Raw genomic sequence first — 25,082 nt, forward strand, 5'->3', positions numbered from 1 at the left:
GGTTCGGCCTCAGCGCGGGCCGCCGGGGGTCAGGAACCAGCGGAGCACGGCCGCCGTGCCGGCGCGGTTGGAGCCGAGATGGTCGACGCCCGCGCCGAGGTCGACGATCGGGGCGTCGACGCCGTGCCCGCGCAGCGCCGCCCGGCAGTGCTCGCTGTTCGCCCGGGGCACCTGGGTGTCCGCGCCGCCGACGTAGAGCCGCACCGGCGCGGGCAGCGACCGGGGGCCCGCCGGCGTGGAGCAGGTCGCGTCGGCCACCGCCAGCGCCGCCGCGAACCGACCCCGCGGATGGTGGAGCAGCTCGGCGCCGCGGGGGGTGAGCAGGGCGTCGATGCTCGCCGGCAGGCCGGCGACGAACTGCTGGCCGGAGTGCTCGCCATCGAACAGTGCCTCGACCGACGGATCACGGAAGACCTCGGCAGGCGTGTCGTAGAGGTGGTGCAGCCGGTTGAACGCGACGAGCAGGTAGGCGGTGTAGCCGACGCCGTAGGGCCGTTCGACCCGACCGTCCAGCAGGGCGGGCAGCTCCACCGAGCGGAAGTCGTAGGCGCCGCTGACCGGCGCGAGCGCGCCGAGGCGCAGCGACGGGTCGTCGCCGGCACGCAGCGCCGCGCCGAGGCCGGTCGCCGCCGAGGCGCCCTGCGAGAACCCCGTCACCAGGACCCGCGGGTCGACCGTGCGCCCCTGGGCGGCGACGAACGTCCGGGTGGCGCGCAGCAGGTCGAGCGAAGCGGACACCTCGGAGGGCACGTCCATCCACGGGTGCGGGCCCGGCCCGACGCCGAGGCCGAGGTAGTCGGGGGCGGCCGCGGCGAAGCCGGCCGCGGCGTACGTCAGGGCCGGGGCCTGCCCCCAGCCGTCGGCGGCCAGGTCCGTCGCCGTCGACGGGGCGTCGGCTCGGGCGATCTCGGTGCCGTGGGTGTAGGAAACGACGCGCAGCCGGCGGTCGTCGGTGGCGGGCAGGGCCAGCAGGCCGCTGGCGGTGGTCGCCCGCCCGCGCGGGTCGATCGTGCGGTAGACCAGCCGGTAGGTGACCACGCCCGAACGCAGGACCGCCGGGTCCGCGTCGAATCCGCTCGCGGTCAGCACCCCCCGCACCTGCGCCGCGGACAGGACACGCAACCGCTCGGACGAGACCACCCCGCCGCGGTCCACATGTCCCGCGGTCGAGAGCGGCGATGTCGCGACGGCGGAAGAGGCGACGACGGCGGAAGAGGCGACGACAGCAGGAGACGCGGTGGACCCGGCAGGTGCGGTGGACCCGGCAGACACGGTGGCGGGAGCTGCGGTGGCGGGAGCTGCGGCGGCGGGAGCTGCGGCGGCGGGAGCTGCGGCGCTGCCGAGGGCGCCGGCGGCCGTCAGCGCGAGGACGGCGAGCGCGGCGGCCGCCCGCCGCCTCGGGAAGCGGCCCGGCGGGATGGTCGTTTCGTCGCGGAAACGTCTGTCGTGAGGACGTACGGTCATGTCGATCACGCTAGAGAGCCCGGCGCCCCGCCCCCATCCGGCCAGCGGCCGAACCCGTCGGGGGACTGCCCCCGTCCGTTTCCTGGGGGTGTCCTCACGTCTCGTCTCGGGCCCGGCTGGCCGTCGCCGGGCCACTGGCCGGCGGCCGGTCGCCGGCAAGGTCGGTTCTGCGGTGCGTTGCGCACGGTCTGGGCCGGTGAAACGTACGAAACGCACCACAACGCGCCGAGTGCATCGCAACCCGGTAGGCGTGCGCGGCGGAGTCGGTGTGCGCGGTCGGCGCGGCGGAGTCGGCGCAGTGGAACTGTCCGGCGGGGGGCGGCGGCGCCCCCCGCCGGACCGAGGCGGCCCGCGCGACGGCCGGGGCCGGGCCGCCGCGCGGAGCCGTCAGAGGGTCGGGCCGAGCGCCTTGCCGCACAGGTTGTCCTGCGCGACTTCGAAGGCGCTGCCCGACGGGTTGACCTGCATCAGCGCGAAGCAGGTCGGTTGGCGACCCCGGGTCGCGCCGACGTTGGTCGGTTGGATGAGGCCGCCGGCGTCGTAGTGGGTCAGGGTGCGCATCCCGGCGAGGAAGGACTGCCGGGTGGGGCAGGGTCCCGCGGCCTGCAGCCCGCGCAGGAGCAGGTCGGTGTCGATGTAGCCGATCAGGCCGAACTCCTGCTCGGGGTCGTCGGTCTGCGGCGAGTAGCGCGCCATCACGTCGAGGTAGTGCGTGATCGGCACGCCTCCAGCCTCGAACGGCCGGTAGAACACCGGGACCAGTACCCCGGCCAGGTCGGGGCCGTGGCGGCGCAGCAGGCTGTGGTCGTAGCCGCTCATCGACAGCACCACCTTCGTGCTCCCCCCGGCCTCGCGGATCGCGCGCAGCACCGGCGGCAGGGCCGTGGGGGTGACCATGGTGACGATGGTGTCCGCGCCGGAGTCGACGATCTGGCGGGCGACATCGCCCACGCTGTCGGCGTCGGGGGTGTAGGCGTGGCTGCCGACGACCTGCACGCCGAGGGACTGCAGGCTCTGCCCGACCCGCAGGGTCGCGCCGGAGACCCCCGTGGACAGCGCGCTGTAGAGCAGGAAGGCGGACGTGCCGCCGCGGTCGTGGACGAAGCGGCCGTAGGTGTCGATCGGCGCGCCGAGGGTGTTGGAGAACGAGAACATGTTCCCGTATCGCGTCCAGACGTCCTCGGCGGCGAGGCCCACCGTGGGGATCCCCCGGTCGGCGAGGTACTTCGCGCTGCCGGTGGCGGCGACGGTGAACTCCAGCAGGCCGAACGCCCCGCGTTGGTCGACCAGCTCCCGGGCGCCGTTGAGATTCCCCTCGACGGTGCCGGCGTCGTCGCGCCATTCGTAGACGACTTTCCGCCCGTGTACGCCGCCGGCGGCGTTGATCTCGCCGAGGCGGGCGTCGACACCGGCCCGCAGCGCCGGAAACGCGCCGGCGAGCAGGCCCGAGTCGGGGTAGAGCAGGCCGACTCGGACCTCGTCGGGCGTCACCCCCGGAGCCGCCCTGTCACCGGTGCAGGACGCCGCCGAGGATGTTGTCCCGGAGCATCCCGTCCCGACGACCAGTCCCAGCAGGATCGTCGACATTCCCACTTTCGCCGGCATCCCCACTTTTCCAGGAATTCTCAGTTTCAGGGCACAGCGACGCATTCGAAGGTGACCCCCATGCTGACGCGGCGCACCGCCGCCACAAACGGCTCCGCAAAACGGTTCGGAATCATTCAGCCAGAATGGTCACTGCGGTCGGGCGGCATCGGCGTGGCACCATCGGAAGCGCGCCCCGCCGCCGGGGGGCCGTCCGATCCGGACCGGAGAAGACGACCACCGAACGCGTTGACCTGTCCAGACTGCCCGGCACGTCTCGGTCGGGCCGCCGCCGGCCGGAACCGAATTCGGTTTCCGGTCGGTGAAACGACAGTACTAAGCCATCCAGCACCAGGGGTCACATTGCGATGACGACACGGCATGGCACGATGGTGCACGGCCCCGGGCCCCCAAAGCAATATGCAAGAGAAACGCGGTTCGGGGTGCAACAAGAAGTTGCACCCCGAACCGCGTCACCGGCAATCCGTTTCCAGTTTGTATCCGGAGGGTTTCTCTACCCGTCCGGTCGACCGTGGACGGTCAGACTTTCTGGTCGATCGCGAAGCCGGCCGGGATGAGGATGTCCTCGGGCGACAGTTCGTGGACCGAGGAATGGCCGAGTCCCAGCAGCGTCTCGCTCACGCCCTGCCGGAGGATCTCCAGCACGTTCGTCACCCCGCGCTCGCCGCCGGCGGCCATGCCGAACAGGGCGGCCCGTCCGATCAGCACCGCGCGGGCGCCGAGCGCGAGCGCCTTGACGATGTCGCTGCCGCGGCGGATACCGCCGTCGAGCAGCACCTCCACCTGGTCACCCACCGCGTCGACGACGCCGGGCAGGCAGCGGATCGACGCCGGGGTGGAGTCGAGGTTGTTGCCGCCGTGGTTGGACACCGAGATCGCGCTCGCGCCGACGTCCACCGCGCGGCGGGCGTCGTCCGGCCGGGTGATCCCCTTGATCATGAAGGGGCCGCCCCACTGCTCGCGCAGCCAGGCCAGGTCCGACCAGGTCGGCGGGGGCGTGCCGATCCACTGGCCGTAGGCGCCGAAGAAGGTCGGGGGCGTCGCCTCCCGCGGACCGAGGTTCGGCACGCCGAGGTCGGGCAGCGACCGGCTGCGCAGCCAGCGGGCGAGGTAGCCCGGGCGCAGGGCGACCTGCGGGGCGTAGCGGGCCATCGCCTTGAGGTCCAGCTTCTCCGGGATGAACGGGCTGCCCCAGTCCCGACGCGAGTCGAACACCCAGTCCAGCGTCACGATCAGGCCCTTGGCCCCCGCCGCCCGGGCCCGCTCGGCGCGGGCGAGGATCTCCTCGCGCGCCCCCACCCAGTAGGTCTGGAACAGCAGCTTGTCGTTGACCGCGCCGACCTCCTCCACCGGCTTGGAGGCGAACGAGGACAGGCTCATCGCCGTGCCCGCGCCGGCGGCGGCCCGCGCGACGGCGACCTCGCCGTCGGGATGCACCGCCTGTACCCCGGTCGGCGAGATGAGCACGGGGAAGCTGATCTGCTGCCCCATCACCGTCGTCGACAGGTCGCGGGTCGCCGGCAGGTCGGCGACCCGGGGCCGGACCTTCAGCTCACCGAACGCGTCGACGTTGTCGTTCATCGTCACGCCGGCCTCGGTCCCGGCGACGAGCGCCTGGTACACCCCCCGCGGCAGCCGCTTACGCGCCCTGCGCTGGGCCTCGGCGACCGTTTCGAACCATGTCCTTGTGCTGGCCATCGAACTCCCACCTCGTCGTGTCCGCCCGCCACCGACCGGCGATCGACGGGCCCGGATGCCTCGCCCGGCCGGGCACCGGCCGCACGTGACGGGACATCGGACGGCAGGGTCGGGCACGATTTGGCACCGAGTGCCACTATAGCGATGCCGGTGACGGTACGCACCGATCGCCGGGGCGGATAATCCGAGGTGTGCGCCGGCCGTTCGCCCACGAGTTCGTCCTGGTCCTGGCGCCCGGCGGCGACGAGCGCGCGCCCGGCGCGGCGATCACGGCGGCGCTGTGCGGGCACTGGGCTCGGCCCGGGCTCCGGCGAACAGCCGCGCAGGCGCGGGGACCGGGACGCGGTTCCGCGGAACACCAAGATCATTGAGGATCACACTCGAGCCGAGCATTCCCGCGTCCAACCGATCAGGCACAGATATGAAGATCGGTCCGCGGCAGTCCGGCCGCGCATCTGAAGACAGGGACGGCGGACGGACACCTGGCGTCACGAGAGCGATGCGGAACCACTCGCCTGCAGGCGTCTGGAGGGCCGCGTATCAGTGTTACGAGCACGAGACCGCGCCACGCGCCCGAGCCCCGACGCGACTCGACGATCAAGGTGTTCCGCGGAACCCACACCATGCGCCCGCGCGGCCGGCCCCAGCTCCGACTCCACCCCTAACGATCTTGATGTTCCGCGGAACCGTGTGGACGGTCAGGCGGAGTGGACGGTCAGGCGGAGGCGTGGCGGCGAGCCTGGCGGAACAGGTCGACGACGGCCTCGACCGAGCCGACCTCGGTCCAGGTGCGGGCTGCGCCGAAGGAGGCGTTCCAGAAGCCGGCGGGCAGGCTCGGTGGCGGCAGCGGCGGGCCGACGTAGGCGTAGGGCGCCGCGAAGGCCTCGTCCCCCGGCGACAGGCCGTAGTTGATCTGTCCGGCGCGGATCGCGACGTCGAAGTGCTCCGGCCACAGCGTGGGCGGGCTCGGCGCGTCGGTGGGGATCTCGGTCGACCAGCGGCGCAGCGCCGCGTCGGCCAGGGCGTACCAGTCGGCGAGACGGCGCGCGGCGGAGGGATCGAGGTCCAGCGGCTCGTCGGGGTGGCAGGGCGTGCTCAGTCGGTAGACCGCCGCCGGTCCGCCCGGGGCGATGCCGGCCAGGCGCGCCGCCTCGCGCAGCGTCGTCAACGGGCCTCGCGCCGTCTCGGTGCCGCCGTCGCGCACGACCAGGTCGGTGCCCGCCACGGCCACGGTGCGTCCGGCGGGACCGAACGGGGGCGTGGCGAACCCGCCGGGGGTGACGGCCAGGCCGATGCGACCGGTCGCGCGGTGGCGCGCCGCCGCGAGGACGTGCTCGGCGACGGCGTGCAGCGCGCGGCGGGTCCGAGCGAGACCGTCGAGACCGGGACCGACGTCGGGGCCGGGGTTGGCGCGGAGACCAGGGTCCGGGTCGGGGTCGGGCGACGATGAGGGCGCGGGTGGGGTGCTCACGCCGCCGACCCTCTCGCGCGGCGGCATGCGATGCCAGGCTCCGACAGCCCGCCGGTGACTTGCATTTCGTTAGCCACTATCGTTTCGTACGCCCACTGTTGCAGCCGCAACGGTGCCCCGCCCCGACCGCTCCTGGAGGTCCCGTGACCGCCCCCTCGTCCGAGCTCGCACCGTTGCCGCTCGTCCCCGGTACCTGGACGCTCGACACGGCCCACTCCAGTGTCACCTTCCAGATCCGCCACCTGGGCGTCACCAACGTCCGCGGCCGCTTCGACACGTTCTCGGCGACCCTCGCCGTCGGCGACGCGCTGGAGACCGTCGCCGTCGACGCGTCGATCGACCTGGCCTCGATCAACACCAACCAGGCCGACCGGGACGCGCACCTGCGTTCCACCGACTTCTTCGACCTGGCCGCGCACCCGGCGATGACCTTCGTGTCGAGCTCCATCTCCGGCAGCGGCGAGGAGTACGAGCTGACCGGCGACCTGAGCATCAACGGCGTGACCAAGCCGGTGACGTTCGCGGTGGAGTTCTACGGCGTGGACACCCACCCGGCCGACGGCCGCGTCCGCTCCGGGTTCTCGGCGACCGGCGAGATCAAGCGCAGCGACTACGGCATCAACTTCAACATGCCGCTGGGCGCCGGCAAGCTCGCGCTGGCCGACAAGGTGAAGATCGAGCTCGACCTGCAGTTCATCGCCCCCTGACCCTCCGCACAACCTCACCGCGTACACGCTCTGGCGCCGGGGAGGTCGGGATGTCCCGGCCCGCCCCGGCGTTCGCGCGCCGGTGTCGCGCGACCGGGCGTGGTGGCGCTCAGCCGCAGCCGGAGGCCGCCCGCGGGTCGGCGTGGACGAGATGCTCCTGCGCCCACAGCTCCAGGGCGTGCAGCGCCGGGCGCAGTGCCTCGCCGCAGGAGGTCAGCCGGTAGCGGGTGGCCAGCGGCGGGCCGTCGAGGACCTCCCGCTCGACCAGTCCGGCCTGGGACAGCTCGGCTAGGCGCCCGGACAGCATCCGCTCGCTCACCCCGGGCACCAGCTTCGCGATCTCGGAGAAGCGGGCCGGGCCGGCCAGCAGCGTGCCGATGATCAGTCCGCTCCACCGCTTGCCCAGCAGGGCGAAGACCGGGGTGAGCGCCTGGCAGCTCACCCCGTCCGGCGGCATCGGGACCATGCGGTCATGCTAACGAGCCCGGCGCCGACGACCACCCGTTCGGTTGAGCCCCGTCAACGCGCGGCCCCGGCGGCCGGCGCGACCGCGGAAGTCGGGTCGAAGCCGGCGAGCGGGTCCTCCTGGCAGGCGCTGACCGGCGGCAGAGCTGGGGACAGCACGCTCGGTGCGCGGCCGATCGTCACCGGCACCGGACCGCTGCCGCGGCGCTTTGATGCCGTGGCGATCGAGCGGGAGTGGTCGACGGACGGTTTCGGCGGGGCGGCGTCGCCGCGGGCGAGCAGCGCGTCGACGCCGTGGCCGACCACGCACTCCGGGTCGGGGCCGTCGAGCGGCAGGCCGGTGAAGAACTTCGCCGCCATGCAGCCGCCCTGGCAGGCGTCGAAGTGCCCGCAGGACGCGCACGCCCCGGCGGACTGCGGCTCGCGCAGCGCCGCGAACAGCTCCGAGGTCCGCCACACCCCGGTGAAGCCGCCGGTGTCGCGCACGTTGCCGGCGAGGAACTCGTCGTGGATGGCGAACGGGCAGGCGTAGACGTCGCCGACCGGGTCGATGAGGCACACCACCCGCCCGGCGCCGCACAGGTTCAGCCCCGGCAGCGCCTGGCCGTAGGCGGACAGGTGGAAGAAGGAGTCGCCGGTCAGCACGTTCTCGCCGGCGGCGACGAGCCAGTCGTAGAGCTCGCGCTGCTGGGCGGCGGTCGGGTGCAGCTCGTCCCACACGTCGGCGCCGCGCCCGGACGGGCGCAGCCGGGTCAGCCGGAGCTGGGCGCCGTAGCGGTCCGCCAGCGCGGCGAAGGCGTCGAGCTGGCCGACGTTCTGGCGGGTGACGACGACGGACAGCTTGAACCCGCGGAAACCCGCCTCGGCCAGGTTCGCCATCGCGCGCACCGCGGTGTCGTAGGAGCCGGCGCCGCGCACCGCGTCGTTGACCTCGGCGGTCGCGCCGTCGAGGGAGATCTGCACGTCGACGTAGTCGCTGGCGGCGAGCCGGGTGGCGACCTCGGGGGTGATCCGCACGCCGTTGGTGGAGAACTTCACGCCGACGTGGTGGGCGGTGGCGTAGTCGACCAGCTCCCAGAAGTCGGCGCGCACGGTCGGTTCGCCGCCGCCGATGTTGACGTAGAAGACCTGCATGCGTTCCAGCTCGTCGATGACCGCGCGGCACTCGGCGGTCGTCAGCTCGCGGGGGTCGCGCCGTCCGGAGCTGGACAGGCAGTGCCGGCAGGCCAGGTTGCAGGCGTAGGTGAGCTCCCACGTCAGACAGATGGGAGCGGCGAGTCCGCGGGCGAAGTGGTCGACGAGACGCGCCGGGGCGGCGGTGGTCACGGGGTGCTCCCCTCGACGATCATGGAGGACGCGGCGAGGGTCGCCAGCGCCCGCTGATAGCGGCCGAGATCCGCGGCGGGCAGCCCGACGGCGGCCGCCGCGGCCCGCGCGCTGGCATGCGCCGGCAGGGCCTCCACCAGCGCGAGCAGCCCCGGCTCCTTGAGGAACGACAGCTTGCGGGTGCCGAAGTGGTAGAGCAGCGCCCCGAACGACTCCGGCCGCACGGACACCTGGGGATGCAGCCGCCAGGCCCGGTCCAGGTCGAACCCGGCGGCGGCCGGCGAGAAGCCGGCCGCGCCGCGCTCGTCCGTCACGTCGGCGCTCAGTAGACGCCGCACATGCCGTCGATGGAGACCTCCTCGACGAGCAGGTCCGCCACGACCGGCTCCGCGGGCGCCTCGACGGCCTGGTCGACCTGCACTGACTCCTCCATGAACACTCCCCATCGCTAGAGCTGACCGGGTCCGGAACCGGTGTCGCGTGGTCCCGTCGCGGAGACGACTGTAATGGCACCGAGTGCCAAAGGGAAGATGTCGGACCGGAACGGGCAGGTCAGGCAGGTGGGGACAGTCGGGCCGGCGGGGACGAGACGGAGCGCCAGCCGAGGGCCTGGGCAATGGTGTGTGCCACGTCGTGCAGGAGCTGCTCGCGGTCGTCGGTCTGCTGTGCCGTCATCGGGACTCCCTGTCCGCTCGGAGGATGTCGTCCCTTCCGAGACTGGCACCGGCTCGGAGGCCATCGTCGGGCCGGAGGCTGGCGCCGGCCGTTCAGCCGTCCCCAACCAGGCATGGTCGCCGGCGCGGCCGGTCGCTCAGGCGCCGTGGCGCCGGCCGCGGGCGGCGAAGCTGCGTAGGGCGCGCAGGAAGTCGATCTCGCGGAACGCGGGCCAGTAGGCCTCGCAGAAGTACAGCTCCGAGTAGGCGCTCTGCCAGAGCAGGAAGTTCGACATCCGCTGCTCGCCGGAGGTCCGGATCACCAGGTCCGGATCGGGTTGCCCGGCGGTGTAGAGGTGGCGGGCGATGTCGTCCATGGTCAGCGCGGCGGCGGCGTCGGCGAGGGAGTCGCCGGCCTCGGCGCGTTCGTACAGGTGCTCCCGCAGCGCCTCGATGACCTCCTGCCGCCCGCCGTAGCCGACGGCGAGGGTGACGTGGAACCCGGTCGTGACGGTGCGGGTCGTCTCGACGGCGTCCTTGAGCACCCGCGCGGTGCTGTCGGGCAGCGCGTCGAGCATGCCGGCGAGGTGGACCTGCCAGCGGGCGTCGGGCCGGGCGAGCCGGTCGCTGACGACCTGCTCGATGACCTGCATGAGGAAGGCGACCTCGGCGTCGCCGCGGCGCTGCAGGTTCTCGGTCGAGCAGACGAACACGGTGACGTGGCGGATGCCGACGGCCTCGCACCAGGACAGCACGTCCTCGGCGTGCTCGGCGCCATAGCGGTGGCCCAGGCTGGGGTTGGCCAGGCCCATCTCGCGGGCCCAGCGACGGTTGCCGTCCATGACCAGGCCGACGTGGGCCGGCAGCGGGCCGGCCATGACCTGCCGGCGCAGCCGCCGGGTGTAGAGCGCGTAGAGAAGAGGACCCGGCGTCATGTGTACTCCCCTACGGTCGACGTCCGCGCGCGGCGCGGCTCGACTCCCGGCCGGTACCGACCGGGATGGTGACGATACCCGCCCAACGTGACCATCGTCCGGGGCGGGTTCGCGACCAGGGGGGATCAGCCCAGCCCCCCGGTCAGCCCGGCCCCGTCGGTCAGCCCGGCCCCGCGTCAGCCCAGCGTGCCGATCAGCCCGGCGGCCTCGGGCGACGGCGGGAGGAACCGGCGGACGACGTCGTCCACCACCGCGGCGTAGGGCCGGTCCAGCCGCCCGCGCGCCCGCATCTCCAGATAGCGCACGACGACGGCGTGGATCGCGAGGGCGTCCCACTCCGGCTCCGCGGCGGGCAGGCTGCCGTCGGTGCGCCCGGCGGCGAGGACCTCCGCGAGGATGCCCCGGTGCTCGGCGTAGATGTCCTCCAGGGCATCGGCGATGCCGACGACGAGACCGACCTCCGGGGTCATGAACGTCCGCCCGTCCCGGCTGGCGCGTTCGTCCCAGCCGATCGCGAGCAGCTCCTCGATCCAGGCCACGACGGCGGCCCGGGCGTCGCCGGCCTGGCGCACCACCGCGCGCAGGCTGTCGCGCACCCCGGCGGCGGCCTCCCGCTGCATGGTCAGGACCAGCGCGTCCTTGGACGGGAAGTGCCGGTAGAAGGTGCGCCTGTTCACCCCGGCGCCGCGCAGGATGTCCTCCAGCGGCGTCGCCGCGCGCCCCTCCCGGCCGATCAGTCGGTGGGCGGCGCGGATGATCGCCCGACGCTCCCGCTCGGCGCGGTCCGGGTCGTCGGCGGCAAGCCGCAGCGACGCCTCAGCCACTGGGGCCCATCCCGCCGACACACCCCTTCGCGCTCGTCTCGACCGGATGCCCGCACCGGCCACCGCACGACGGCACCGACGGTCCTGCGGCGCTGCGGCGCTCCGGGTGGATGATACGGGAGCACCGGACCGGCTGATCGCCCGCCAGGCGCCGGATTATACACCCGAGCGCATGGGTGAGCAACCCGCGTGTGCGCGTAGACCGCGTGTGTGAGCAACCTCTGACGCGTCCGTCACTGTTGCGCCGACCGGCTCTCCTACACTGGGTTCACCATGGGCGACCCAACCTCCGCGGAGATCGTCGACGAGGGCGCGGCCCCCGACGGCGATTCCCGGATCCTGCAGGTCGAGCCGGCCGGCGTCGAGACCGCGGCCGGCCGGTTGGGTTGGCGCGCGGCGCGCACCCGCAACGCGATCCTCGACGCCTCCAAGAAGCTCTTCCTGGAACGCGGGTACGCCGGCACCCGCATCAACAACATCACCGACGCCTGCGGGATCTCCCGCGCCGGCTTCTACACCTACTTCCGCGACAAGCGGGAAATCTTCGACACCCTGGGCCAGGCCACCTTCCGGGAACTCCTCCAGGTCATCGCGGAGTGGGAGACCATCCCGCGGCCCTGCACCCAGGCCGACGCCGTGGCCTGGGTGTGGAAGTACTTCGCGTTCATGGACCAGCACGGCGCGTTCATTCTCTCGGCGCAGTCCGGCCCGGCCGACGAGAGCGTCGGTGCGGCGAGTAACAAGATGCAGATGCGGGTGGCCTGGCTGCTCGGCGTGCACCTGCGAGGTCGCCAGCGCACGCCCACCGACGCGCCCGAGGCGCTGGGCCTGGCGGTGCAGTCGATGATGGACCGCACCTGGTACCACTGCCACGCCCAGCACCTCCCGGTCGACGACGCCGACGTCGTCAACACCATCGGCGGGTTCATCACCGCGGTGCTCGAGGCCTGAGCCCCGCGGGCGCCGTCACACCCCCGACGGCGCCGGCGGCGGCCCCGCGGGCACCGACGGGACGGTGGCGACGAGGTCGCCGTACTTCTCCCGGGCCGCGGCGAGGCGGCGGCCGAGGAACTCCTCGGGCCACGCCGGGTCGTCGGCCTCGTAGTGCCGCAGGAGCTGGCGGGCCAGGTTGACCTTGTGCGCCTCGGTGGGCCCGTCGGCGAGGCCGAGGGCGAGTCCCGTGGTGAACATGTCGACGAGGGGAAGCTGCTCGGTGATGCCGAGCCCGCCGTGGACCTGGATCGCCCGCAGCACGATGGACTGGATGACCTTCGGGGTGAGCACCTTCAGGGCCGCGATCTCGGTGCGGGCGGCGTGCTCCCCCTGGGTGTCGATGAGCCAGGCGGCGTGCAGCACGGCGAGCCGGAACGGCATCAGCTCGGTGTAGGAGTCGGCGATGAACCCCTGCACGAACTGCTTGTCGGCCAGCGAGCTGCCCTGGGTGAACCGGCTGCGGGCGCGCTGTCCCATCATGTCGATGGCTCGCTGGGCGACGCCGATCGCGCGCATGGCGTGGTGCAGCCGGCCGCCGGCCAACCGGGACTGCGCCACCTCGAAGCCGCGCCCCTCGTGGCCGAGCAGCGCGTCCGCCGGGACCCGCACCCCTTCGTAGCGCACGAGGGAGTGGCCCGGCTCGTGGCGGTGCGCGCCGTAGACGTGATGGCTGTCCTCGATCACCACGCCCGGGGTGTCCCGCGGGACGAGGAAGGTCGACGCACCGTGATGCACGGGGACGTCGGGATTGGTGATCGCGACGATGATGAGGAACGAGGCCACCGCGGCGTTGGACGACCAGTACTTGCGGCCGTCGATCACCCACTCGTCGCCCTCGCGGCGCGCCCGGGTGGTGAACACCCGCGGGTCGGCACCACCCTGCGGCTCCGTCATGGAGAAACAGGAGAAGATCTCGCCGGCCAGCAGGGGCGCCAGGTAGCGCTCCTTCTGCTCCGGGGTGCCGAACCGGGCGATGATCTCGGCGTTGCCGGTGTCGGGCGCCTGGGTGCCGAACACGATCGGCCCCCAGTCCGTGCGGCCGAGGATCTCGTTGAGCAGGGTCAGCTTCACCGCGCCGAAACCCTGCCCGCCGAGCTCGGGACCCAGATGCGGGGCCCACAGGCCCTCGTCGCGCACCCGCTGCTTGAGCGGGTCGACGATCTTGCGTCGCTCGTCGTCGAGGGGCAGGTACTCGCAGCCCGGGAACAGCACGTCGAGCGGTGCCACCTCGTCGCGCACGAACGCGCGGACCCAGTCCAGCTTGGCCTCGAACTCGGCATCGGTCGAGAAGTCCCATGCCATGGCTATCGTCCTCCCAGCATTCGAGTTTCCTGCCGGCACCCGCGCCGGCGGCGGCCTCTGCGACGGCGGCGGCTCACGGGATGCCGCCGTCGACCCGCAGGGTCGCGGCGGAGGTGTAGCTGGACGCGTCGGAGATCAGGTACAGCGCGGAACCGACGATCTCGGTCGGGTCACCGGCGCGCTGCAGCGCGTGCGACTTCGCCGCCTCGGCGACGGCGTCGAGGTCCCAGTGCCGGCTGACGTCGGTGTAGAACGGGCCGGACATCAGGGTGTTGACGCGCACGTGCGGGCCGAGGGCGAGCGCGAGACCCTCGGTGAGCGCGTTGAGTCCGGCCTTGGCCGCGGCGTACGGCAGGATCGCCGGCGTCGGGCGGATGGAGCCGGTGGAGCTGACGTTCACGATGGAGCCGCGGCCCGCGGCCACCATCCGTTCCCCGACGAGCACCGACAGCCGGAACGGACCCTTGAGGTTCAGGTTGACGACCGCGTCGAACAGCTTCTCGTTGACACTGCCGAGGGTGTCGTACAGCGGCGACATCCCGGCGTTGTTGATCAGCGCGTCGACCTTGCCGAACCGCTCGTAGGCGGCGTCGACGAGGCCGGGCAGCTCGTCCCAGCGCCCGACGTGCACCGCGTACGGCAGGGCCTTGCGGCCGGTCTCGGCCTCGATCTCGGCGGCGGCGGCCTTGCAGGAGTCGAGGTCCCGGCTGGCGATGACGACGTCAGCCCCGCAGCGCGCCGCGCCGAAGGCCATCTCCCGGCCGAGACCGCGGCTGCCGCCGGTGATGAGTACGACGCGGTCGGTCAGGTCGAACAGGGTGTCCGCGTATCCCATGGTCAGCCTCTCCGGGCCGGCAGCGAGCGGGCGAGGTCGGCGGCGGTGGCCAGCAACTGCAGCACCAGCGGCCCGAACGTCTCGACCTTGGGGTCGACCGTCCCACCGCCGGTGAAGGCCGCATAGCTCTTCTCCAGCACCACGCCGAGCTTCCAGTTGGCCAGCACCAGGTAGTAGTCGATGTCCGCGGTCGAGCGTCCGCTCACCCGCTCATAGTGCTCCAGCAGCTCGGCCCGGCGCGGCATGCCGGCGACGTCGAGGTAGAAGCCCTCGGTGCGAGGCTGCTCGCCGTCCCAGCCGAGCAGCGCCCAGCCGAGGTCGAGCAGCGGGTCGCCGACCGTGGTCATCTCCCAGTCGATGATGGCGGCGAGCCGCGCCGGGGCGCCGTGCTGAAACATCACGTTGGCGAACTGGTAGTCGCCGTGCATGATCCCGGGTTCGAAGGTGGCCGGCCGGTTCGCCCGCAGCCAGGCGGCCGCCTCGTCGAGGCCGGGCAGCTCGCGGAAGCGGTAGGCGCCGAGGAACGTCAGCCAGCGGTCGACCTGGCGCTCGTGGAAGTTCTCCGGACGGCCGAACCCCTCCAGCCCGCGCGCCCGCCAGTCGACCCGGGACAGCTTCGCGATGCCGTCGACCAGCTCGAACGCCAGCCCGCGGCGGGCGGCCGGGTCGGTGTCGAACGGAGCCGGCCAGGTGGCGGTCGGGCTCCAGCCGTCGATGGCACGCATGACGTAGAACGGCATTCCCAGCACGTCGCCGGTGGGGTCGCCGGCGACGAGCTCGGCGTGGGGCACGTCGGTTCCGCGCAGCGCGCGCAGCAGCCGCAGCTCCCGGCGCAGCCCGTCGACGCGGGACGCGCTCGCCGCCGCCGGGGGCATCCGCAGCACCGTGCGCTCGCCGCCCCGGGTCAGCGAGTACAGCTCGTTCTGCGAACCGCCGGTGAGCCGTGCGATGACGGGCAGCTCGCCGACGCCGGGCACCTGCTCGGCGTCGAGCCAGCGGGCCAGCCGGGCGACGTCGAGCGCCACGCCCTGCGCTGCCGGGCCCGCGCTCACCGCGGGCGCCGGCTCGGGTTGGCGGGCTGGCTTGGGTTGGCGGGCTGGATCGGGTTTCCCATCCGGACCTCCTCGTCGACGGGAGCGGGACGTGGGCAGAATAGCATTCTCGCCTGTCCAGAACCAGATTCTGCGACATGGCCGGATCCGGCCCCGCTCCGCCCGCCACGCACGGCACACTTGCATCCATGGAGTCGACCCGACTGGAGTGGGACGGAGCGCCCGCGTCCGTACGCGCCGCAGTCGATCGTGCGCTGCGCCGCCACCAGCGCGACGCCCTCGACGAGCTCGAGCAGATCCTCGACGCCGCCCTGCGGGTGGCGGTCCGGGTGGCGCCGGCGGAGCCGCGGGTCAGCGACATCGTCGCCGAGGCCGGCACCTCGAACCAGACCTTCTACCGCTACTTCGCCGGCAAGAGCGAGCTGCTGCACGCCGTGATGGAGCGCGGTGTCCTGCGGGTCCGCTCCTACCTGGGCCACCAGATGGCCAAGGAGACCAGCCCCGCCGATCAGGTCGCCGCCTGGGTGCAGGGGCTGCTGACGCAGCTCACCCGCCCCGAGGTCGCGACCCAGAGCATCGCGATCAGCCGGCTGACGCTGCGCTCGGGCGGCTCCGAACCGGGGCGGTCGACCCTCGACAACCAGCTCGGCGAACTGCTGGTCACGCCCCTGGCCGCGGCCGGGCGCCCCCACCCGGAGCTGGACGCGCGGGCGATCCTGGACGTGGTCCTCGGCGCGCTCGAGCGCCACGTCGCCACCGGCACGGGGCCCGACGCCGTGGAACGCGACCATCTCGTCACGTTCTGCACGGCCGTCGCCGAACCGGCCTGACCCCGCCGCCGCGCCGCCGCCGCGCCGCGGACCGACCTCAGCCTCCTCGCGGCCGACGTCGGCGGCCCCGCCCGCTCAGCGTGGCGGGCCGCCGGCGGGCAGGGGTGCGCGAGCGCCGAGCAGCCCGCCGACGAGCAGAAGCGCGAGCGAGCGATGGACGTCGTCGCGGTCGAGTACCGGATGGCGCCGCCAGGCGTGGTAGGGAAACTCACCCAGCAGTACCCACAGCACGATGGCAGCCGCCGAGGGGTCCAGCGATCGTCCCGGCGCCCACCGCGCCAGCAGCCGCGCGGTGACCGCGTCGAGGTGGGTCCGGAGCTGACGGCTCAGCCGCTGCAGCGGGGCGGTCGGCAGAACCTCGGTCGTCCACACGTGCAGGGTGGGGCCGCGCCCTCGCAGCACGTCCAACCAGCGGTCGATCCAGGCCAGGATGTCGCTCTCGTCCTCGGCGCGCAGCAGGTCGTCGAGGTGGGTGCAGATGTCGACCGCCGCCTGGTGCGCCAGCGTCGCGAAGATCGCGTACCGATCCTCCCAGTACTGGTAGAACGTGCCGTGGGCGACGCCGGCCTCGGCGGTGATGTCGTCGACGCTCGTACCGGCCAGCCCGCCACGCTCGAACGCCTGGTTGGCGGCGGCGAGAATGCGCCGGATCGTCGGTTCGGACCGCCGGGTGACCCGCCGGCGAAGGCCCAGCGGGGCCGTCTCGCGCCATGCGCCGAGCGGGTCCGCACGGTCCGTGCTGCTCGCCAGGAGAAGGTCCGGCCAGGGCGGGGGGTCGCAGTCGGCGCCCACGGCGCGCACGGCGCCCAGCGGGCCGGCCTCCCGCGGGAACAGCGAGGAGTGGATGATCGTCGCGAGCGTGGCGTGCACGGACGATTCGGGCGGCAGAACGCCGGGGCGTCGTGGATCGAGCACGACGTGCGTCCACTGCATGAGACTGATGATCGCGATCGCGAGGACGCGGGTGTCCACCGGACCGGTGTCGGCGAGCGCGAGCCGAGGCCGCATCTCGTCCGCGAGCACGTGCAGGTACTGCTCGGAGGGGTCTTCCGGCATCAGGGCGTCGTCCGCGACCAGCGGCCAGGCGGCGAAGACGGGCGAGTGCCGGCACAGGACGTCGTCGAGGCCCTCGAGCCAGGCGCGGAACTCCGTCAGCCCAGCCGGTCCGGGCTCGATGACCCGCTGGCGGCGGAAGTGGCGGACGAGGTCCCGGCCGAGCTGCTCGTAGAAGAGGGCGAACAGCTCGATCTTGCTCTGGAAGTACTGGTAGAAGGCGGTGTCCGAGCGGCCGGTGGCCTCTGTGATCGCCAGGATGCTGGTGCCGTGGTAGCCGTGGCGGGCGAACAGGCCGCGGGCCGCCGCCACGATCTCCGCACAGGCCCGCTCGCCCTCCGGGCCGATCACGGGGCTGACCGGATACGGCTCCCGCCGCCGCGAGGGCAGGACCGGGTCGCGCTCGGGTTCGACCACCACCCGGCGCCCCCTCACGCTTCCTCACTCCTCCAACGGCCCCAACAGGGCATTCCCGCAGGCAAGTGTAGGGCGCCGCTCAGACACGGGCCTCGATACCGTCCGCCCGCCAACCGTTCAGGCCGGATTCGTGAAGGTATCGGTGCGGTGTCGTCGCCTCCGGCCAGCCTGCGGCGCCGGCCGCCGGGCCTGCGTTGCCCGCCGGAGGAGTCCCGCACTAGTGTCTAACCAATTAGCCTTTGGTTTCGGCAATGCGTCAATGCGGCAGGGCGGCGGGCATCCGTCGCGTGGGAGGCGACATGACAGCGCGGGTGGTCCGATGACGCTGCGGGTGGGCATCGTGGGGGTCGGCTGGGGGGCGATCGTCCAGGCTCCGGCATACCGGGCGGCTCAGGGCTACGAGCCGGTGGCGCTGTGCGCGCGGACGCCGGATCGGCTCGGGAAGGTGGCCGCCCGGCTGGGCATCGACGACACCTCGACCGACTGGCGCTCGTTCGTGCGCCGCGACGACCTTGATCTGATCTCGGTCGCGACCCCGACCGCGCTGCACCACGAGATCACCCTCGCCGCGCTGGCCGCGGGCAAGGCCGTGCTGTGCGAGAAGCCCCTGGCCGCCGATCCGGCGCAGGCCAGGGAGATGGTCGCCGCGGCGCAGGAGTCAGGCCGGCCGACCGGCTGCTGCTTCGAGAACCGCTGGAACCCGGAATGGCTGGCCATCACCGACCAGGTGCGGGCCGGGCTGCTCGGCACCCCGCACGTGGCCAGGGTCAGCCGCAGCGCCTCCTACTGGCACCCCAGCCGGCCCCTGCAGGCCGCCTGGATGTACGACCGCGCCCAGGGCGGCGGCTACCTCGCCGGCATGCTCGTCCACGACCTGGACTTCGTCTGCTCGCTGCTGGGGCAGCCGGTGGCGGTGTGCGCCGACGTGCGCAGCTCGGTGCCGACGCGGGCGCTGCCCGACGGCGGGGAGCTGGCCGTGACCGCGGACGACACCTCCGCGGTGCTGCTGCGGCTCGCCTCCGGCGCGATCGCGATCCTGAGCGTCTCCACGATCGGCGCGAACGTCGACCACTTCCGCCTCGAACTGCTGGGTGGGGACGGCACCATCGTCGCCGACGGCAGCCTGCGCCACACCTCCTACCAGGCGGGCCCGGCGAACCAGAAGGGGCTGGCGCCGCTGGCCCCGATCGAGCGCGAGCCCGCCGCCCCGCAGCACCTGCCCGAGGGCCTGGCCGGGCACGGCAGCCGGGCGATGGCGCTGATGCTCGAGGACTGGCTGCCGGCCTTCGACGGCCAGCCCACCCCGGTCCCCACGTTCACCGACGGGCTGCTGAGCCTGGAGATCATCGACGCGGCGCACCGGTCGTCCGAGGGCGCCGGCTGGGTTCCCATCGAGCTGTGACCATCGGCGGGCCTGACCATCGGCCGGGCCTGCGGTGGAGCTCTGCCGACGCGGGGGTTACGGTCCCCCGCGAGGATCGCAGAAAGGACGGTGTACGCATGACCGACGCAGAATCCAACCCCGCCGCCGTCCCGCAGCGCGAGGACGAGGACGACCAGGATCTGCTGACCTACGGCGAGGTGGCGGTACGCCTCGCCGAGGAGATCAAGGCGCAAGCCATCCTGGTCACCGAGTTGGAAGGGGCCGAGCCGGTGGACGCCGAGCGCGTCGGGCGCGAGCGTGCCCGGCTCGCGGCGTTGCGCGACGCCCAGGAGCGCAACTCGCGGCGGCCGATCAACGACGAGAACTTCGAGCGTTTCTTCGGCTACCGCGGCACCCCCCGCTACGAGAGCTGAGACCGCTCCAGGTCCCCGGGCAGGGCCGTCCCGTCGCGGGGGCTGCGCCTGCCCGGTGAGCGGCGGCGACCCCCGCCCGGCCGGCGGCGCGGCCCGGATGCTGTGACAGTCCGGAGCCAGGCACCGTCGACGCCGGGGCGGGTGGTGGGCGCGGGCCACGCGCACCGGCCGGCACGGGCGGCCCCACGCTGTCGACCGCCGTTCCTTCTCCCTTCCCCGCAGTTCCTCCTTTCCCTTCCCTGACCGTTCCCACGGGGGTCACCATGCGTCGCCGTTCCTTATCGTTATCCAGCGCCGCCGCGATGCTGGCGTTAGTCGCCGCGGGGGCGAGCGCGTGCTCGTCCCCGGCGGCGTCGTCGGCGGGACCCTGTGACAGCCCGGGCGTGACCTCGTCGGAGGTCAGGCTCGGGCTTCTTTATCCCGACTCCGGGCCGACGGCGGCCTCGTTGGCCGCCACCCGCGCCGGGGTCGACGCCCGCATCGGCCAGGCGAACGCCGCCGGCGGCATCCACGGACGCAAGATCGTCTACGACTGGCGGGACGACCAGGGCGACCCCGGGTCCAACGGCGTCGCCGCCCGCGACCTGGTCGAGCGACGAGGAGTCTTCGGCGTCCTGGAGTACTCCCTGGCCGCCGACGGCAGCGCCCAGTACCTCGCCGACCACGGTGTCCCGGTCGGCGGGCTGGCCACCGGCGACGTCTGGGCGAAGTACCGCAGCATGTTCTCGTTCTCCTCCACCACCGGCGCCGCGACCGACACGTATGGCACGTTCCTGCGCTCGCAGGGCGGGACGAAGGCGATCCTGCTGCGGACCGCGCTGTCGGCCGGGGTCGGCAACACCAGCGCCAAGATGACCCAGAGCGCCCAGGCCGCCGGCATCCCGGTCGTCGGCGAGATCGCCTACACCGCGAACGCGGACAACCCGGCGTCCGTCGCCCGGCGCATCGCCGAAAGCGGCGCCGACACCCTGCTCACCGTCATCAACGCCCCCGACCTGCCCGCGGTCCTGACCGCGGTCCGCGCCGCCGGGGTGAACCTGCGCGTGATCCTGTCGGTCAGCGGCTACGACACCCAGCTCCTGCACGACTCCGGCGGCGCGCTGGCCGGCGTGACCGTCCCGGTGTTCTACCGCCCGTTCGAGGCCGGCGGCCCGGCGATCGCGAACTACCGCACGGCGATGGCGCGCTACGCCCCGCAGGTCCCCAACCCGCAGCAGGAACTGTCGATGATCGCCTACATCGACACCGACCTGTTCCTGCGCGGGCTGACCGAGGCCGGCGCCTGCCCGACCCGCGAGGGTTTCGTCAACGCCCTGAACGCGGTGCACGACTACGACGCCGGGGGGCTGATCCAGCCGATGGACGTGGGCCGCGACCGGGGCAAGCAGACCACCTGCTGGTCGTTCGTACAGGCGAACCGCACCGGTGACGCCTTCAGCGTCGTGCGCGAGAACCTCTGCGGCCACGAGCTGCCCGCCACCACCGGCTCCTGACGGTGGCCCGTACCCGCCCGCGCGCTACGGCGACGTGCTGGCGGCGGTCGCGGCCGTCGCGGCGTCGTGGCGGGCGCGCAGGGCGGGGCGGGTGAGCTTGCCGGCGGCGTTGAGCGGCAGCGCGTCCACGACGTACCAGTAGGCGGGCACCTTGAACCCGGCCAGCCGGTCGCGGACGAACTGGCGCAGCTCGTCGACGGGCGGCGGGCGGTCGGGGTCGGCGGGGACGACGAACGCGGCCAGCGTCTCCCCCAGCCGGGCGTCGGGCACCCCGACGATCCCGGCGTCGGCCACCGCGGGATGTTCGACGAGCGTGTGCTCGATCTCCAGCGGGTACACGTTCTCCCCGCCGCGCACGATCATGTCGTTGCGCCGGCCGACGAGGTGCAGGTAGCCGTCGTCGTCGAGGAAGCCGAGGTCGCCGCTGTGCAGCCAGCCGTCGGCGGCGTGCACGCTCAGGTGCGCCGCGGCGGCGAACACCTCGCCGACCCCGGCGTCGTCCGGGTCGTCGATGCGCAGCCGCAGCCCGGGGACCGGCCGCCCGACGGTGGTGAGCAGGTCGGGGGCGCCGGCCGCGGCCCGGTCGTGGTCGGCCGGGGTCAGGCAGGTCAGCGGGCTGCCCTCGGTCTGGCCGAACAGGTTGACCAGACGCACCCCGGGCAGCACCGTCTGCACCCGGCGCAGCGTCTCCGGGCTGATCGGCGACGCACCGTAGATCAGGGTGCGCAGCGGGACAGCGTCGAGCGTCCCCTCCGCCAGCAGCATCTCGATCATCGTCGGGACGAGCTGGCAGTGCGTGGCGCCCTGGTCGGCCAGGCCGGCCCACCACCGGTGGGTGAAGCGGGACGTCGGCAGCACGGTCGCGCCGACGGTCACCGCGACGAGCGTGTTGCCGAGCCCGCCGATGTGGTGCAGCGGCGAGCCGGTGGCGTAGCGGCTGTCCGGGCCGAGGTCGAGCAGGCCGGACAGCAGCTCGGTGCGCGCGGCGAGCACCTCCTGGGTGACCGGCACCCGCTTGGCCGCCCCGGTGGTGCCCGAGGTGTGCAGGTACAGCGCGACCGGTCCGCGGGGCACCGGCGGGGCCGCGCCCGACGCCCGCATCGCCGGCACGGGTACCACCCGCGCCCCGGCCAGCGCCGCCGCCTGCGCGGCGACGGCGGCCGAGGCTGGTTCGGTGAGCAGGACGCCGGCACCGCTGGCGCGCAGCGGTCCGGCGATTTCGGCGGCGGTCAGCCGGGGGCCGAGCGGGGCGACCGGACGGTCGGCCGCCGCCCCGCCGAGCAGCAGCGCCAGCGCGTCGGGGTTGCTGGTCAGCAGTGCCGGCACCGGCGTTCCCGCCGGCACGCCGAGCCCGGTGAGGAACTCGGCGGCGTGCGTCGCCCGCCCGACGAGCTCGGCGCCGCTGACCGCACCGCCGGCGTCGAGCACCGCCGGGCGGGCGCTGCCCGCGTGCACCGCGAAGACGCGCTCCAGCCAGCCCCCGCCGACCCCGACGCCGACGCCGTCCACGCCGCCGACGCTGTCCACGCCGTCCACGCCGCCGACGCTGTCCACGCCGCCGACGCCCACCTCGCCGCCGCCCACGCCGACGTCCGGGTCAGGCACCAACGTAGCCGACGGTCTTGGCCTCGGTGTAGGAGGCGAAGCCCTCCAGGCCACCCTGCCGGCCCAGGCCGCTCTGCTTGAAGCCCCCGTAGGGGCCGTCGGAGCCGTAGAACATCCCGCCGTTGACGTTGATGCTGCCGGTGCGGATGCGCCGGGCGACGCCCAGCCCCCGCTCGACCGACGCCGAGTACACCCCGCCGGACAGGCCGTACGGGCTGTCGTTGGCGATGCGGACCGCGTCGGCCTCGCCGTCGAACGGGATCGCGCACACCACCGGCCCGAAGATCTCCTCCCGGGCGACGGTCATCGTGTTGTCCACGTCGGCGAGCAGCGTCGGCTGCACGTAGTAGCCGTGCGGCAGGTGCTCGGGCCGCCCGCCGCCGACGACGACCCGCGCCCCCTGCGCCCGGCCGGCCTCGATGTAGCCGAGGACCCGCTCGCGCTGGCGGGCGTTGATGAGCGGGCCGGCGAGGTTCGCGGGATCGGTCGGGTCGCCGTAGGGCAGGGCGCCGATCACCCCGGCGAGGATCTCCACGCCCTCGGCGTAGCGCTCGCGCGGCAGCAGCACCCGGGTGAGCAGCGCGCAGCCCTGCCCGGAGTGCAGGCAGGCGCCGAACCCGGCCAGCGGCAGGACCGCGGCGAGGTCGGCGTCGTCGAGGACGATCATCGCCGACTTGCCGCCGAGTTCGAGCAGGGTGCGCTTCATCGTCGCCGCCGACTTCTCCACGACGAGGCGGCCGACCCCCGTCGACCCGGTGAACGACACCATGTCGACCCGCGGGTCGACGAGGAGCTGGCCGGCGACGGCGTTGTCCGAGCAGGGCACCACGTTGACGACGCCCGGGGGGATGTCGGTCTGCTCGGCGATGAGCCGGCCGATGCGGGTGGCGTTCCACGGCGTGTCCGGCGCGGGCTTGAGCACGACAGTGTTCCCGGTCGCCAGCGCCGGGCCCAGCTTGTTGATCGTGACCTCGAACGGGAAGTTCCACGGCACGATCGCCGCCACCACGCCGACCGGCTCCTGCCAGACGGCCCGGTGGCTGGTGCCCATGAGGTGGGTGTCCGGCAGGGACCGCTCCCAGGGGAAGCTGTCCATCAGCTCCAGCGGGGCGCGCAGCCCGTCGGCTAGCGGCCAGTCGAGCTGGGCGATGCCGGTGACGGCGACGGGCGCGCCGGCCTCGGCGACGAGCTCGGCGCGCAGCGCCTCACGCTCGCCCTCGAGTGCTTGCTGGAGCTGCGTCAGGCAGCGGCGGCGCAGGTCCCGGTCGGTCGACCAGGCCGACTCGTCGAAGGCCCGGCGCGCCGCGGCGATCGCGGCGTCCAGGTCGACGGCCGCGGCGTCGCTGGTCTGGCCCAGCACCTGCTCGGTGGCCGGGTTGACGTTGTCGTAGACGGCGCCGCCGGTGGCCTCGACCAGCCGGCCGTCGATGAGCATCCGGGCCTCGCCGACCACGGCGGGAGCGGTGGGGGTGGTGGGGGTCACGCTCGTCATGGGTCCTCCGCAAGTCCTCCGCCTCCACCACGCCGGGGGGCGGTGATCCGATCGGGTGAGCGGGCGGCCGGGCCTGGCCGTCGCCCGTGCTAGCGACGGACGTCCATGCCGGCGTCGACCTTGAGCAGGCTGCCGGTGAAGGAGCGGGCGGCGTCGGAGATGAGGAACAGGATGGCCTGGCTGACGTCGCCGGGCTCGATCAAGGGGAGGTCGGGCAGCATCGTCTGCATCGCGTTGACGAGGTTGGGGTTTGCCTCGATCACGCCGAACAGCGCCGGGTTCTCGGTGACCATCGGCGTCGCGCAGTTCGTCGGCGCCACCGCGTTGACCCGGATGCGGTGCGGGGCCAGCCAGTTCGCGTACGAGCGGACCAGCGCGATGACGGCGTTCTTGGCCATCCCGTAGGCGTCGGACCCGCCGCGGCCGTCGGTGAGCGGCAGCAGCGCGGCCATGGAGCTGGTGGCGACGAGGTTGCCGCCCTGGCCGCGCTCGATCAGGTGCGGGATGGCTACCTGGAAGGTGTTCCACACGCCGATCTGCATGATGTCGATGCCGAGGCGCAGGGCCTCGTCGGCGTCGCGCTCGTCGCTGTTGCTGAGGATGACTCCGGCGTTGGCGAGGACGGTGTCGATGTGGCCGAAGCGCTCGACCCCGGCGTCGAAGGCGGCCTGCAGGGCGGCCTTGTCGCGCACGTCGGCCTCGGCGGTGAGCATCTGCCCACCGGCCTTCTCCACCAGCTGGGCCGTCTCGGCCAGGTCCTCGGCGGTGCCCAGCTTGTAGGGCACGGCTTCGAGGTCGCGACAGATGTCGACGCCGACGATGTTCGCCCCCTGCTCGGCGAACGTCACCGCATGCGAGCGGCCCTGCCCGCGCGCCGCTCCGGTGATGAACACGACCCGGTCGTCCAACAAGCCCATGGATGCTCTCTTCTCACGTCTGTCGGCCGCGGACCACCGGCCCGCCTGTGAGCCATCACACTAGTAAGACACCTGTCATTTCGAAACCCCGGGGTGGGTCCCGATTACCGGCGCCGCACCCCAGACGCCTGGCGACCTGGCGGAATGC

The 25,082-nt window shown here is 73.3% G+C and carries 24 protein-coding genes; 6 read left to right on the top strand and 18 right to left on the bottom strand.

All coding sequences use genetic code 11. The features are described 5' to 3' along the window. Positions 1-9: 9 nt before the first annotated feature. The 4 genes from AC5R91_RS03080 to AC5R91_RS03095 all read right to left on the bottom strand — a co-directional run bounded on the left by AC5R91_RS03080 (position 10) and on the right by AC5R91_RS03095 (position 6,238). Entirely contained in the window at positions 10-1,464 is a 1,455-nt protein-coding gene (locus tag AC5R91_RS03080) for an alpha/beta hydrolase (protein WP_495395571.1), read from the bottom strand. Positions 1,465-1,851: 387 nt separating this feature from the next. Then, positions 1,852-3,114 carry an ABC transporter substrate-binding protein gene (locus tag AC5R91_RS03085; protein ID WP_495395572.1) on the bottom strand — a complete coding sequence of 421 codons (1,263 nt, stop codon included), beginning with the start codon at positions 3,112-3,114 and terminating at the stop codon, positions 1,852-1,854. Positions 3,115-3,588: 474 nt separating this feature from the next. Beyond that, the gene (gene mftD, locus AC5R91_RS03090) at positions 3,589-4,767 is read right to left on the bottom strand and encodes a pre-mycofactocin synthase MftD (RefSeq protein ID WP_495395573.1); all 1,179 of its coding nucleotides are present in this window, start codon (positions 4,765-4,767) and stop codon (positions 3,589-3,591) included. Positions 4,768-5,482: 715 nt separating this feature from the next. Continuing rightward, positions 5,483-6,238, bottom strand: a complete 756-nt coding sequence (locus AC5R91_RS03095) for a hypothetical protein (protein WP_495395574.1) — start codon at positions 6,236-6,238, stop codon at positions 5,483-5,485. Between the two features lie 143 nt (positions 6,239-6,381). Between AC5R91_RS03095 and AC5R91_RS03100 the strand changes: the two genes are divergently transcribed. Next, the gene (locus AC5R91_RS03100; protein WP_495395576.1) at positions 6,382-6,945 is read left to right on the top strand and encodes a YceI family protein; all 564 of its coding nucleotides are present in this window, start codon (positions 6,382-6,384) and stop codon (positions 6,943-6,945) included. 109 nt (positions 6,946-7,054) lie between these two features. On the opposite strand, the gene AC5R91_RS03105 is transcribed toward AC5R91_RS03100, so the two are convergent. From AC5R91_RS03105 to AC5R91_RS03135, 7 genes are all read right to left on the bottom strand, one after another. Beyond that, positions 7,055-7,411 (bottom strand): winged helix-turn-helix transcriptional regulator, encoded by a 357-nt coding sequence (locus AC5R91_RS03105; protein WP_495395577.1) that lies wholly within the window; start codon positions 7,409-7,411, stop codon positions 7,055-7,057. Between the two features lie 53 nt (positions 7,412-7,464). Continuing rightward, positions 7,465-8,736, bottom strand: a complete 1,272-nt coding sequence (mftC, locus tag AC5R91_RS03110; protein WP_495395578.1) for a mycofactocin radical SAM maturase — start codon at positions 8,734-8,736, stop codon at positions 7,465-7,467. Continuing rightward, a complete protein-coding gene (gene mftB / locus AC5R91_RS03115) occupies positions 8,733-9,050 on the bottom strand; it encodes a mycofactocin biosynthesis chaperone MftB (protein ID WP_495395579.1) in 318 nt (105 codons plus the stop codon). The genes mftC and mftB overlap by 4 nt, the downstream gene beginning before the upstream one ends. Positions 9,051-9,058: 8 nt before the next feature. Beyond that, complete coding sequence (mftA, locus tag AC5R91_RS03120) at positions 9,059-9,169, bottom strand: mycofactocin precursor MftA (protein ID WP_044883333.1); 111 nt, start codon at positions 9,167-9,169, stop codon at positions 9,059-9,061. Positions 9,170-9,288: 119 nt separating this feature from the next. Then, entirely contained in the window at positions 9,289-9,411 is a 123-nt protein-coding gene (locus AC5R91_RS03125; protein ID WP_495395580.1) for a hypothetical protein, read from the bottom strand. A gap of 136 nt (positions 9,412-9,547) precedes the next feature. Then, entirely contained in the window at positions 9,548-10,324 is a 777-nt protein-coding gene (uppS, locus tag AC5R91_RS03130; protein ID WP_495395581.1) for a polyprenyl diphosphate synthase, read from the bottom strand. 176 nt (positions 10,325-10,500) lie between these two features. Continuing rightward, a complete protein-coding gene (locus tag AC5R91_RS03135; RefSeq protein WP_495395582.1) occupies positions 10,501-11,148 on the bottom strand; it encodes a TetR/AcrR family transcriptional regulator in 648 nt (215 codons plus the stop codon). Between the two features lie 273 nt (positions 11,149-11,421). Between AC5R91_RS03135 and AC5R91_RS03140 the strand changes: the two genes are divergently transcribed. After that, the gene (locus AC5R91_RS03140; protein WP_495395583.1) at positions 11,422-12,099 is read left to right on the top strand and encodes a TetR/AcrR family transcriptional regulator; all 678 of its coding nucleotides are present in this window, start codon (positions 11,422-11,424) and stop codon (positions 12,097-12,099) included. Positions 12,100-12,114: 15 nt separating this feature from the next. On the opposite strand, the gene AC5R91_RS03145 is transcribed toward AC5R91_RS03140, so the two are convergent. From AC5R91_RS03145 to AC5R91_RS03155, 3 genes are all read right to left on the bottom strand, one after another. Then, complete coding sequence (locus AC5R91_RS03145) at positions 12,115-13,443, bottom strand: acyl-CoA dehydrogenase family protein (protein ID WP_495395584.1); 1,329 nt, start codon at positions 13,441-13,443, stop codon at positions 12,115-12,117. A 73-nt stretch (positions 13,444-13,516) separates the two neighbouring features. Next, positions 13,517-14,278, bottom strand: a complete 762-nt coding sequence (locus tag AC5R91_RS03150; protein WP_495395585.1) for an SDR family NAD(P)-dependent oxidoreductase — start codon at positions 14,276-14,278, stop codon at positions 13,517-13,519. Between the two features lie 2 nt (positions 14,279-14,280). After that, on the bottom strand, positions 14,281-15,330 hold the full coding sequence (locus AC5R91_RS03155) for a phosphotransferase family protein (protein ID WP_495395586.1): 1,050 nt from the start codon (positions 15,328-15,330) through the stop codon (positions 14,281-14,283). A gap of 188 nt (positions 15,331-15,518) precedes the next feature. On the opposite strand from AC5R91_RS03155, the gene AC5R91_RS03160 reads away from it, so the two are divergent. Further along, a complete protein-coding gene (locus AC5R91_RS03160; RefSeq protein ID WP_495395587.1) occupies positions 15,519-16,160 on the top strand; it encodes a TetR/AcrR family transcriptional regulator in 642 nt (213 codons plus the stop codon). A gap of 75 nt (positions 16,161-16,235) precedes the next feature. On the opposite strand, the gene AC5R91_RS03165 is transcribed toward AC5R91_RS03160, so the two are convergent. After that, the gene (locus AC5R91_RS03165; protein ID WP_495395588.1) at positions 16,236-17,648 is read right to left on the bottom strand and encodes a TetR/AcrR family transcriptional regulator; all 1,413 of its coding nucleotides are present in this window, start codon (positions 17,646-17,648) and stop codon (positions 16,236-16,238) included. A gap of 301 nt (positions 17,649-17,949) precedes the next feature. Between AC5R91_RS03165 and AC5R91_RS03170 the strand changes: the two genes are divergently transcribed. The 3 genes from AC5R91_RS03170 to AC5R91_RS03180 all read left to right on the top strand — a co-directional run bounded on the left by AC5R91_RS03170 (position 17,950) and on the right by AC5R91_RS03180 (position 20,920). Then, positions 17,950-19,032 carry a Gfo/Idh/MocA family protein gene (locus AC5R91_RS03170; RefSeq protein WP_495395589.1) on the top strand — a complete coding sequence of 361 codons (1,083 nt, stop codon included), beginning with the start codon at positions 17,950-17,952 and terminating at the stop codon, positions 19,030-19,032. Between the two features lie 98 nt (positions 19,033-19,130). Beyond that, a complete protein-coding gene (locus AC5R91_RS03175) occupies positions 19,131-19,427 on the top strand; it encodes an acyl-CoA synthase (RefSeq protein WP_495395590.1) in 297 nt (98 codons plus the stop codon). Between the two features lie 263 nt (positions 19,428-19,690). Next, on the top strand, positions 19,691-20,920 hold the full coding sequence (locus AC5R91_RS03180; RefSeq protein ID WP_495395591.1) for an ABC transporter substrate-binding protein: 1,230 nt from the start codon (positions 19,691-19,693) through the stop codon (positions 20,918-20,920). 24 nt (positions 20,921-20,944) lie between these two features. On the opposite strand, the gene AC5R91_RS03185 is transcribed toward AC5R91_RS03180, so the two are convergent. The 3 genes from AC5R91_RS03185 to AC5R91_RS03195 form a co-directional block, all read right to left on the bottom strand. Beyond that, positions 20,945-22,525 (bottom strand): class I adenylate-forming enzyme family protein, encoded by a 1,581-nt coding sequence (locus AC5R91_RS03185; RefSeq protein WP_495395592.1) that lies wholly within the window; start codon positions 22,523-22,525, stop codon positions 20,945-20,947. Next, positions 22,518-24,017: an aldehyde dehydrogenase family protein gene (locus AC5R91_RS03190; RefSeq protein ID WP_495395593.1), complete on the bottom strand. Its 1,500-nt coding sequence runs from the start codon at positions 24,015-24,017 to the stop codon at positions 22,518-22,520. Before AC5R91_RS03190 ends, AC5R91_RS03185 begins: the two co-directional genes overlap by 8 nt. An 89-nt stretch (positions 24,018-24,106) precedes the next feature. Continuing rightward, on the bottom strand, positions 24,107-24,934 hold the full coding sequence (locus AC5R91_RS03195; protein ID WP_495395594.1) for a mycofactocin-coupled SDR family oxidoreductase: 828 nt from the start codon (positions 24,932-24,934) through the stop codon (positions 24,107-24,109). Between the last annotated feature and the right edge of the window lie 148 nt (positions 24,935-25,082).

The organism is Frankia sp. BMG5.60, assembly GCF_059428125.1.